Source organism: Paeniglutamicibacter selenitireducens (assembly GCF_051550675.1).
GTDB lineage: Bacteria > Actinomycetota > Actinomycetes > Actinomycetales > Micrococcaceae > Paeniglutamicibacter.
The window spans coordinates 768037-778189 of sequence record NZ_JBPULF010000001.1 but is presented as its reverse complement, the minus strand read 5'-3'; the positions used below and the strand labels follow the sequence as shown (position 1 = coordinate 778189).

At 64.3% G+C, this 10153-nt stretch carries 11 protein-coding genes; 5 read left to right on the top strand and 6 right to left on the bottom strand.

Annotation, left to right across the window (positions count from 1 at the left end):
- Positions 1-120: 120 nt before the first annotated feature.
- The 6 genes from ACSYDW_RS03545 to flgN form a co-directional block, all read right to left on the bottom strand.
- Entirely contained in the window at positions 121-1263 is a 1143-nt protein-coding gene (locus ACSYDW_RS03545; protein ID WP_438337308.1) for a glutamate--cysteine ligase, read from the bottom strand.
- A 143-nt stretch (positions 1264-1406) separates the two neighbouring features.
- The gene (locus ACSYDW_RS03540) at positions 1407-2660 is read right to left on the bottom strand and encodes a class I SAM-dependent methyltransferase (RefSeq protein WP_438337307.1); all 1254 of its coding nucleotides are present in this window, start codon (positions 2658-2660) and stop codon (positions 1407-1409) included.
- 70 nt (positions 2661-2730) lie between these two features.
- Positions 2731-3105: a flagellar assembly protein FliW gene (locus ACSYDW_RS03535; RefSeq protein ID WP_438337306.1), complete on the bottom strand. Its 375-nt coding sequence runs from the start codon at positions 3103-3105 to the stop codon at positions 2731-2733.
- Positions 3102-3986 (bottom strand): flagellar hook-associated protein FlgL, encoded by an 885-nt coding sequence (gene flgL, locus ACSYDW_RS03530; RefSeq protein ID WP_438337305.1) that lies wholly within the window; start codon positions 3984-3986, stop codon positions 3102-3104. Before flgL ends, ACSYDW_RS03535 begins: the two co-directional genes overlap by 4 nt.
- 12 nt (positions 3987-3998) lie before the next feature.
- The gene (flgK, locus tag ACSYDW_RS03525) at positions 3999-5414 is read right to left on the bottom strand and encodes a flagellar hook-associated protein FlgK (protein WP_438337304.1); all 1416 of its coding nucleotides are present in this window, start codon (positions 5412-5414) and stop codon (positions 3999-4001) included.
- A gap of 9 nt (positions 5415-5423) precedes the next feature.
- On the bottom strand, positions 5424-5909 hold the full coding sequence (gene flgN, locus ACSYDW_RS03520) for a flagellar export chaperone FlgN (protein ID WP_438337303.1): 486 nt from the start codon (positions 5907-5909) through the stop codon (positions 5424-5426).
- A 214-nt stretch (positions 5910-6123) separates the two neighbouring features.
- On the opposite strand from flgN, the gene ACSYDW_RS03515 reads away from it, so the two are divergent.
- The 5 genes from ACSYDW_RS03515 (at position 6124) to ACSYDW_RS03495 (ending at position 10147) form a co-directional block, all read left to right on the top strand.
- Positions 6124-6942, top strand: coding sequence for a sigma-70 family RNA polymerase sigma factor (locus ACSYDW_RS03515; RefSeq protein ID WP_438337302.1), 819 nt, complete (start codon positions 6124-6126; stop codon positions 6940-6942).
- 119 nt (positions 6943-7061) lie between these two features.
- The gene (locus tag ACSYDW_RS03510; RefSeq protein ID WP_438337301.1) at positions 7062-7892 is read left to right on the top strand and encodes a flagellin N-terminal helical domain-containing protein; all 831 of its coding nucleotides are present in this window, start codon (positions 7062-7064) and stop codon (positions 7890-7892) included.
- Positions 7893-8095: 203 nt separating this feature from the next.
- Positions 8096-9415 (top strand): flagellar filament capping protein FliD, encoded by a 1320-nt coding sequence (gene fliD / locus ACSYDW_RS03505; RefSeq protein ID WP_438337300.1) that lies wholly within the window; start codon positions 8096-8098, stop codon positions 9413-9415.
- On the top strand, positions 9415-9828 hold the full coding sequence (gene fliS / locus ACSYDW_RS03500) for a flagellar export chaperone FliS (protein WP_438337330.1): 414 nt from the start codon (positions 9415-9417) through the stop codon (positions 9826-9828). Before fliD ends, fliS begins: the two co-directional genes overlap by 1 nt.
- Positions 9821-10147 carry a hypothetical protein gene (locus ACSYDW_RS03495; protein ID WP_438337299.1) on the top strand — a complete coding sequence of 109 codons (327 nt, stop codon included), beginning with the start codon at positions 9821-9823 and terminating at the stop codon, positions 10145-10147. Before fliS ends, ACSYDW_RS03495 begins: the two co-directional genes overlap by 8 nt.
- Positions 10148-10153: the final 6 nt, after the last annotated feature.

The following is a 10153-nucleotide window of genomic DNA, read 5'->3' as shown; positions in this document are numbered from 1 at the left end:
CCCCGCCGGGGGCCCCCCCCCCCCCCCCCCCCCCCCCCCCGCCCCCCGGGGGGGGGGGGGGGGGGGGGGGGGGGCGGCCCCGCCCCCCCCACCCCTCCAATGTTCCGCCCGCCGGGCGAGCTAGGCGATGTTCATGCGCCTGATGTTGTCCTTGACCACTTCGCGCAGGTCGCCGCCGTGTTCGCCGGCAATCTTGTGCTGCCACTGGTAGCCGGCTCCGCCCTTGATGATGCGCTCCACGTCGGCCAGTTCCGCACTGCAGCCCAGCTTCTCGGCGACCGGGGCAAGACGTTCGAGTTCGAGCCTCAAGTGGTCGGTGACGAGCATTTCATCGCCTGCCGCATTCAGGATGATGATGGCTTCCATGCCGTAGCGTGCGGCGCGCCATTTGTTCTCCACCCTGTACCACGGCGGCATGACCGGAATCGTGCCTCCGTTGTCCAGCGTCGTGGACATGTCGTCCACGAGGCACTGCGTCAGCGCCGCGATGGCCCCGATGTCCTGGAGCGATGAAAGGCCGTCGGAAATGCGCATCTCCACGGTGCCGAAGCGCGGCACCGGGCGCACATCCCAGCGGATCTCGGAGATGTCGTCGATGACCCCGGTGTGGACCATGTCCGCCACGTAGGCTTCGTAGTCTTCCCAGGTGGAGAAATGGTACGGGACGCCGGCGGTCGGGAGCTGCTGGAACATCAGGGCGCGCTGGGAAGCGTACCCGGTGTCTTCGCCGCCCCAGAACGGGCTGGAAGCCGAGAGCGCCTGGAAATGCGCCTGGTAGTTGATCAACCCGTCCACGATGGGCAGGGCCTTCTCGCGGGAGTCGAGGCCCACATGGACGTGGACTCCGTAGATCACCATTTGCTGGCCCCACCACTGGGTGCGGTCGATCATCCTGGCGTAGCGGTCTTTGTCCGTGACGGGCTGCGACTTGGGCGAGGCGAACGGGTGCGACCCGGCGCTGTAGAGGTCGATGCCCATGGGATCGGTGACCTCCCGGATCGAGGCGATGTTCTCGTGAAGTTCGGCCTTGGCCTCGGAGACCGTGTCGCAAACCCCCGTGACAATCTCCACGGTGTTCAGCAGCAGCTCCTGCTTGACGTGGGGGTGCTCTTGATCAAGTTCGAGGGAACCATGGCGGGCGTGAAGCTGCGCCAAGACGTCGTCGGCAACCGAACGCAGGTCCGCCGTGTCCCGATCCACCAACGCAATTTCCCATTCCACCCCAAGGGTGGACTGGCGTGATGATGCGAATTCTATGTGCACCTAGCCTCCAAACTATTTTGCGGTGAACCACCCCAAATTTAATGCGGGTCCAATTCTATCGAGTTGGGTGGCATGGTGGATGACAGGGATGTAATATCCGGCCCCCGCCCGCGACATGAAGTGGACCGCGCGGGCCCCTGGTCCTACGACTGGGGCTCCACCTCGATGGCCACGCGCTGGTCGCCGATCCGGGTGAGGACCAGGGTGGCCTTCTTTTTCGCGCCCCTTCCGGAACCTGCCAGAAGAACCTTGCGCAACTCCTCCGGAGTGACGTCCATGCCGCGTTTCTTGATGTCCAGGACGCCGATCTTTTCCGACTTGACCCAGGCCCGCAGGTTCTTGACATGGTACGGACGAACCTCCAGCACCTTGTACGCCCTCGCCAGCGGCGTGTGGACCAACGTCTCGGTCCCGAAATAGGCGATATGCGGGTCGAGCAGGTGCCCGCCCGTCACCTTCAGGAGCTCGTCGATGAGGCCCGCGCGGATGACGGCGCCGTCCGGCTCGTAGATGTACTTCGGGATGGGGCCGACAGGCACCTCGCCGCGGAGGGCCGCGTCCGGATCGAAGTCGACGGCGCTGGTGATTTCGTTGGCGCCGTGATCGTTGATGACCAGGGCGGCCCGGCGGATGCCGGGCCGGGCCAGTTTGCCGAACCACAGGGCCGCCTCGGTGACGTCACCGTTGACCGAAACCCACTGGGCCTCGCATCGGGCGGGAACGGCCTCGTGGGGCAGCCCCGGGCCCATCTTCACGCCGACGGCCAGGCCGCGGTCGGCAAGCTTCTCGACGAAGGAGAGCGGTGGGCTGAACGCCTCCGGGTCGAAGATCCGCGAGGTGCCCGAGGTGTCGGTGGTGCGCCGGGCAGGGTCCAGCCACACGCCGTCGAAGCCCTCGAGGTCGAACGAGGTTGCGTCGGCATTCACGACCCGGGCGTTGGGCCACGGCATCAGGTTCAGGGTCGTGGCCGCGGCGGTGGTCTCATCGAGTTCAACGGCCGTCACCTCGATGTCGGCGCTGGCCAAGGCCAGGGAATCGGCACCGATGCCGCAGCCGAGGTCGGCGACCTTCTTGATGCCTGCCCGCGTGTAGCGCTGGGCATGGAGGCCGGCGATGTTCAGCCGGGTGGCCTGCTCCAGGCCCGCCTGCGTGAAGACCATGCTGTCGGCAAAGGGGCCGAACTTGGCCCTGGCCTTGAAGCGCAGCTGGCTCTGCTGGACGACGGCGGTGGCCAGCTCGGCCGGATGCCCGGCCTTCCGGAGTGCCATGTTCAGCTGGAAAGCGGCGTCGTTCGTGCCGGCCGAGGAAGGATCGACGGAATTCAGCAGCTCCCATCCCGCGGTCGTCAACAAGATGGCGAGCTGGGAACTGGGTGCGTCGGAACCATTGGAAATCATGAACTCAAGCCTAGCCGCTCGGGTGGCCGCACCGGGGGCCGGCAGCCGCGGGCAGCTCTGAGGATCGAGGCTAGTGGGGCAGCAGGTGGCGCAGGGGCCACTCCTGGCCCTCGAGGATCACCTGGGCGCAGTACCCGGTGCCCGCGTTGACCAGCAGCGGGGCCAGCAGGTTCACCGTTGCTTGGCTGTCGGTGGTGTTCACAATGACCAGGACGCTCTTGTTCCCCGGGGCCGGGTCGCCGACCAGCGCCATCTGCTCGTTCGTGAAAACCGGCTTGTAGTCGGAGAGGTGGATCGCGGCATCGAGCACGAAGAACCGCAGCTCCGGGGCCTGGGCGGAGACCAGGGAGTAGAGGCCTATGGCACCCTCCACGGCCTCCAGGGACAGCGTCGTGGCCGTCGGGAAGCCCGGAAGCGGTAGTACGGGGACCAGTGCGCGGCTCATCGCAGGAAGTCCATCAGCGAGGGCTGCAGCGTGCGGGCCGCCGCGGACAGGGCCGCCTGGTAGCCCAACTCCTGCGTCTTGAGCTGGAGGGCGACCGCCCCCAGGTCGATGTCCTCGATCAGGCTGCGCTGCGATTCCAGCGCCACCGCGTCGCCCAGCAGCGACTCGTCCGCCGCGAGCACCGCCGCATGGCTGGCGCCGATGGTTGAATGCACCCCAAGTGCGTTCTGCATGAATTTGTCCACTTCCGCTAGTCGGCTGCCGATGTTGGTTCCCCCACGCAAGTCGGCAACGATGTTGTTCACCAGTGCGAAGACGCTGGCGTTCCCTTCACCAAAAAGGTCTGCTCCCTCCACGTCGACCCGGACGCTGGAGTTTGGCCCGATGCGCCGCTCGACGATGCCGCTGTTGCCGGTTCCGGAGAAGTTGTAGGCCGCGTCAACCGCGGTCGAGGCGTCTGAGGTCCCGGCAAAGATGTGGCGCCCCGTGAACTCCGTGTTGGCCACGGCCACCAGCGAGTCGTGCAGCTGCTCGAGTTCCAGCGCGATGGCTTCCCGTGCATTCGGGTCCAGGGCGCCGCTGTTGGCGCCCTTCACTGTGGCGTCGCGCAGCTGCTGGAGCAGGTCGGTGGTGGTGCCCAGCGCTTTGTCCGCCGTGGAGAGCCAGCCGTTGGCATCCTGGACGTTGCGCACGAGCTGGTCGTTCTGCCGCTGGCTGGCACGGATCGCCATGGCGTTCGCGGTGCCGCTGGGATCGTCGCTCGGCCGCCCGATTTCCTTCTGGGTGCCGGCCTTGTTCTGCACGGTGGCCAGTCGGTTCATGGCAACCTGGAGGTTGCGCTCGGTGGTGGCGTTCAGCGACGCAGTGGTAATCCTCATCATGGTCCTGTCTGCCTATCGTCCAACGAGTCCGGTGCGGTTGATCAGGGTGTCAAGCATTTCGTCGACCGCGGTCATCACGCGTGCCGCACCTTGGTAGGCATGCTGGTGCGCCAAGAGTGCGACGTTTTCCTCGTCGAGCGAGACTGCAGACACCGAGTGCTGGGCGGCCTGTGCGCTGGCGGCGGACACTGCGGTGGATACCGCCTGCTGTGCCTCGGATCTGGTTGCGACGCCGATCTTGATCACCATGTTCGCCCATAGTGCGTCCGGGCCGTCCTTCACCTTGCCCAGTTGGGCCATGGCCAGGGCGTTGGAGCCGTCCAGGGGGCCGCCGCCGGCAGTGCCCGTGGCCAGGTCCCGTGGACCAGCTGCGACGACCTTGAGCGAGGAAGCGGGATTGGCCGGGTCGAAATTGAAGAAGGCCTGGCCGGGGGTGCCGTCCACCGTCACGCCGTTCGACTGGACGGTGTTGACCCGCGTTGCGAGTTCCGTGGCGATGTTGTTCAGCGATTGCGCCGACTCGGCGAGAGCTCCGCCGGTTCCCGACCCGTTGGCCGGTGCCAGCAGGGCTGTGACGCCGGCGATCCGGCCGGAGTCCATGGCGATGGATTCACCTGGGCGGTGGGCCCACTGAAGCCTCGGGGCCGTTCCCTCCTGCATCGTCAGTCCGCCGGAAACCTCGACGGGCCTGACGGAGCTTCCGCTGACCAGCGCGTTTCCGCCGATCAGCACATCGATGGTTCCGTCGGGGGATTCCCGCACCGTGGCTCCGGTCAGTTCCGCGATGCGGTCGCTGAGCAGCGCGCGCTGGTCGAGCAGGGCATTCGGTGCTCCTCCGGCCGCCAACGACGAACGGATCTGGCCGTTAAGCTCCGAGATCGCCGTTGCGGCGGAGTTGACTTCGCTGACCATGGTTTCAATGCTCTGGCGTTGGGCACCCCACTGCGCCGAGATCTCGCTGTGCGACGAGGAGATCCGGTCAACCACAGCCTTGGCCCGTTCGAGAAGCACGGCAGCAGCCGATGTCTCGCCCGGTTGTCCTGCCACATCTTCCCATCCGGCCCAAAAGTCGTTGAGCAGTGCGGACAACCCGTTCTCCCCGGGCTCGCGCAGGACGCCTTCAAGGTTGGAAAGTCCCTCGGCGCGTACGTCTGATTGGGAGGCAAATGCCATCGTCCCCCGTACCCGGGCGTCAAGATGGGCATCGGACAGCCGTGCAATGCCGGTCAGGGCAACACCTTGTCCCACCCCGTTGCGGGTGGTGAGAAGTCCCGTGTGTGCAAGGGAGCCGACGGACGCGAAGTCTGCGCGCTGTCGCGTGTAGCCCTTGGTGCCGACGTTGGCCAGGTTGTTGCCGGCCGTTTCCATTGCCAAGCGTGCCGCATTCAGGCCTGTCATGGCGGTATTCAGGCCACTGAATGTGCTCACAGGGACTCCTTAGAGATTGGTGTCGATAATGTGTGCCCCGACGTGTTGTGTCGAGGACGAGCCCTTGGGCCCGTATAGCGATGAGTCCTCGCCCAAGGTGGCGAGAGTTTCCTGCGTTGAACGGTACGCTGCGCGCAGATACTGTTCGTTGGCGTCCCGCAGGCCCGCGATCTCCGTGCTTGTGGAACGCAAAGCGCCAAGGTGGGCCGTGTAGATTTCCTTCCACGGACCCTCAGGTGCCGCTTCGATGATTTCCGCGAGCGAGGAATCATCGGCAAGCCCCCAGGCTTCTGCAACCGCTGCTGCTTCCACAGCGCGGGCCAAACCCGCGGCGTGGACCTTTTCCAAGACACTTTCGATTTCCCGGGTTGCCAGGTCTATCCAACGTGATTTTCCCGCCACAAGTAGCAGGTGCTGCTCTTCCAATTTGAATTGGAGCAGTTCGAGTAATTCGCGTTCTTTCCATAAAAGGACCGAAAGCTCATTGGTTCCCATGGATTCTTCCTCCCAAAGCTCTAGGCGCCCCCAAATTTCCCAGCTATTTCGACACTATCGGATACATTTCGACACGCGTTAGCCAAAAAACGCCCACAGCGTGAACTTTGCCGCTATCATCACATGTGGCAAGGTTCTTTGGGGAGAAAACAGCCATTTGGCCAGTGACAATACGCACAGGTCTTGGAGTCTCTCAGCGGTTAGGAACGCGCCAGTGGATCGAGAAGGACGCAACCAGTTGGTTGTCGAGAATTTGCCGCTTGTTGGCTACCTTGTGGGGGAAATGTGCGCAAAGGCGACGCATCTTTCCCGTGAGGATCTCGCTTCGGTTGGTGCGATCGCCCTCATAACTGCGGCCGACGCCTATGATCCGGAGATCGGTGTCCCGTTCGGTGCCTACGCCCGTCGTCGCATTGTTGGCGCCTTCGCTGACGACATGCGTTCCAATGACTGGGCCACGCGCGGGGCACGCAAACGCATCACGGAAACCCGCACCATTCAAACGGCGTTGACTGCTGCCATGGGCCGCACCCCGACGGTGGCCGAGTTGTCCGAGGCCATGGGCACGGACCAGGAATCCACCCGTGCTGCACTCACGGATTCCGCGCGGACTGTCGTCGGCATCGATGACGCGATGAACGACTACCTCTGCTCGGGCAATTCCACACCCGAGGAATCGGTACTTGAAGCCGAACATGTCCAGGTGGTTCGCAAAGCTGTCTCGGCACTGCCGGAGAACCTGCGCGTAGTCATCGACCGCATTTACTTCGGGGGATCCACGGTCAAGGAACTTGCCGCGGAAATGGGCATCACCCATTCGGCAGTTTCGCAGCGCCGAACCACCGCCATGAAGCTTCTCCAGGAAGGGTTGCAGCGGAACTACATGCCCGAAGCGCAGCCGGTGGGAGTCGAAACCTTGACCCGCGCCGCGGCGCAACGCAGGGAATCCTACTTGCACGACTTCCAGGAGCAGGCGGCCGGGGGTATCACCCGTTCCGTCGATTCTCCGGAGCAACTCGTTCCCGCCCTGTAGCGGCCGGCCCAAGAATATTTGGCAATCCGCTAACCCCGTGTTGTTGACGGTCGATAGTCGGTGATTGAGGTCCATGGACGGACCTCGGCAACCAAACCCGTCTCACGGAGGAATTCATCATGGGTATGCAGATCAACACCAACATTTCGGCACTTAACGCACACCGAAACCTGGGCAACACGCAGAACGACCTGTCGAAGTCGCTCGAGAAGCTCTCCAGCGGCCTTCGCATCAACCGCGCAGCAGATGACGCTGCAGGCCTTGCCATCTCCGAGGGCCTGCGTTCGCAGGTCAACGGCCTGGGTGTCGCAGCACGCAACGCCCAGGACGGCATCTCCGTCATCCAGACCGCTGAAGGCGCCCTGACCGAGGTCCACTCGATCCTGCAGCGTGTTCGCGACCTGGCTGTCCAGGCCGGCAACGACTCGAACAACGCCGATTCCCGCTCCGCAATCAAGGCAGAATCCGACGCGCTTGCCGACGAACTGACCCGTATCAGCGGCACCACGAACTTCAACGGCATCAACCTGCTGGACGGTTCGGCAAGCCTGACCTTCCAGGTTGGCGCAGGTTCCACCGCTGCAAACGACCAGATCGTCGTCGACCTCTCGGGTGCCGACATTGCCGCACTGGGAACCACCGTCAAGGCACTGACCTTCGACACGGCAGCCAACGCCCTGACGAGCATCGGCTCGCTGGACACCGAAATCACCTCGATTTCGACCCAGCGCGCAAACATCGGTGCCGTGCAGAACCGCTTCGAATCGGCAATCAACTCGTTGAACGTCTCCCGCGAGAACCTCTCCGCTGCAGAGTCCCGCATCCGCGACGTCGACATGGCCGGCGAAATGGTCAAGTTCACCGCCAAGAACATCCTGTCCCAGGCCGGTACCGCCATGCTCGCGCAGGCAAACCAGTCCACCCAGGGCGTTCTGTCGCTGCTCCGCTAGGACTTCCGGCACGGAACAGCAGTACCGTTTCCCAGGACCACACGCCGGATTGGCATACCCCCAAGCTGCCAACGTGGCCGCCTGAGGTTCGGGAAACACCAAGCACCACCCAGGGATCTCCCGTGGCAGCAGCGCCTTTCGAAGTGCGCTCCTGCCACGGGAGATTCTCGGTATCCACACAAGACTGAAGAAGCGGAGACGGCATGGGCCTGTCACTCGATGGACTCGCCAGCGGACTGGACACCGCGGCGCTGATCAAATCACTCATGCAGGTTGAAGCGATCCCGCAAAACATCCTGAAGAACAAGGCCAAGTCGACGCAGACCATGGTCAGTGCGTTGCAGTCGCTGAACACCAAGGTCGCCGACCTTGCGACCCTGGCCAAGAAGCTGTCCAAGCCGGACGCCCTCCAGTTCTTCAGCACCTCCAGCAGTACCGATGGCGTCAAGGCAACCGCCGGTGCCGGTGCCGCGCCGGGTTCGCTGGATGTAACGGTCACCAAACTTGCGCAGAGCCAGATCCACGTCTCGGGACCTGTGACCGAATGGGCCGGCTCCAGCCTGACCATCAAGGCATCGGATGGCACCGAAACAGCCATCACGGCGAACTCAAATTCCCTCGACGACGTGATCAAGGCCGTCAACGCCGCCGACGCAGGGGTCAAGGCCGTCAAGGTGGCAACCGGAGACGGATCGTTCCGCGTCCAGTTCTCCTCCACGGAAACCGGCGCAAAGAACGGTTTCACGGTCTTGAACGCCGATGGCACAAGCGCCCCGCTCACGGAAATCCGGGCGGCCCAGGACGCCGAGATCACGCTGTGGGCAGGAACCGGCGCGCAGCAGGTCGTCGCCTCGGCAACCAACACCTTCACATCGCTGCTTCCGGGCGTCGACGTCACCGTCTCGAAGGCCTCGACGGAACCCGTCACCGTCACGGTGGCCCGCAACGCCGAAGCAACTTCCAAGTCCGCCTCGGAACTTGTGGATTCGCTGAACGACCTCTTCAAGTTCATTGCCGCGAACTCGGCCGTCACCAGCGGTGCAAGCGGAGCGACGACGGCCAAGATCTTCACCGGCGACAGCACCGCCCGCGACGTGAAGAAGCAGGTCATGGACGCGGCTGTCGTGCCGATCGACGGGAAATCGCCGTCGGAAATCGGGATCTCGATCACCAAGGACGGCAAACTGGAGTTCAACGCCGAGAAGTTTGCCAAGGTCCTGGCCGAGGCCCCGGCCCGCATCGAGTCGGTGGTCCAAACCATCGCCTCACGCGTTTCAACAGTGGCTTCGGACCTTTCGGACAAGTACGACGGGGCCATCACATCGCGGATCAAGGGACAGGAATCAATGGTTTCCCGGCTCGATGCACAGGTCCTTGATTGGGACCGACGCCTTGCCACCCGCGAGGCCACGCTGAAGCGCACCTACTCCGCCTTGGAAGTCCAGTTGAGCAAGCTCAATTCGCAGCAGTCCTACATGGCCTCGCAGCTGAACTCCCTGAGCGCGGGCAGCCAGGCCTCGTGATGATGAACCCCGCCCAGAAACGCGCACAGCTCAACCGGGAGGCCATCCTCTCGGCCAGCCCGGCACGCCTGCTGACGATGCTCTTCGACAGGTTGGTGCTTGACCTGAACCGAGCAGAGGCGGCGCAGCAGTCCCAGGACTGGATCGCGGCCTCCGACAACCTGGTGCATGCCCAGGACATCATCGCCGAGCTGGCCTCTTCCCTCGACATGGAAGCATGGGACGGCGCCCAGGGCCTGCAAAGCCTGTACGCCTTCGCGACCGAAACGCTTGTCAACGCAAACATCCGCCGTGACCCGTCCCTGACACGGCAGGCAATCTCGCTGCTGGAACCGCTGCGACAGGCATGGCACGAGGCGGCCGCGGTTCCCGTGGCGGCCCCCGCGCTCGAGGGCGGTACGTTCGTTGGCTGAGGACGCGGCTTCGGGTGCCTCCGACGCGGCGTGGACCACGGTCCTCGACCAGATGGAAGGCGACGTGGCCCGGCTGCGCCGCTGCGCGCTGGACAGCGAGGAACTTTTCGAGCTTCCCTCCAGCTGGAGCCCCCCGGAAAACGTGGGCCCGCTGCCCGCGGCCCTGGGCTTGCGCGCCCGGGCGCTCTTCGCCGAAATGCAGGAGCTTTCCGCTGTCCTGAAGGAACGCCGGGATGAAACCGCCCGGCAGCTGCGGGCCATCGACTCGGTGCCGCGTTCCGGGACCCAGGGAGCCGTCTACATCGATCTGCTCGGATAGGCACAA

Excerpts from the sequence above, each read along its gene's own strand:
- ACSYDW_RS03510 (WP_438337301.1), top strand. The coding sequence starts at position 7,062 with ATGGGTATGCAGATCAACACCAACATTTCGGCACTTAACGCACACCGA.
- ACSYDW_RS03535 (WP_438337306.1), bottom strand. The coding sequence starts at position 3,105 with ATGAGCCGCGCACTGGTCCCCGTACTACCGCTTCCGGGCTTCCCGACG.
- flgL (WP_438337305.1), bottom strand. The coding sequence starts at position 3,986 with ATGATGAGGATTACCACTGCGTCGCTGAACGCCACCACCGAGCGCAAC.
- flgN (WP_438337303.1), bottom strand. The coding sequence starts at position 5,909 with ATGGGAACCAATGAGCTTTCGGTCCTTTTATGGAAAGAACGCGAATTA.
- fliD (WP_438337300.1), top strand. The coding sequence starts at position 8,096 with ATGGGCCTGTCACTCGATGGACTCGCCAGCGGACTGGACACCGCGGCG.
- ACSYDW_RS03540 (WP_438337307.1), bottom strand. The coding sequence starts at position 2,660 with ATGATTTCCAATGGTTCCGACGCACCCAGTTCCCAGCTCGCCATCTTG.
- fliS (WP_438337330.1), top strand. The coding sequence starts at position 9,415 with ATGATGAACCCCGCCCAGAAACGCGCACAGCTCAACCGGGAGGCCATC.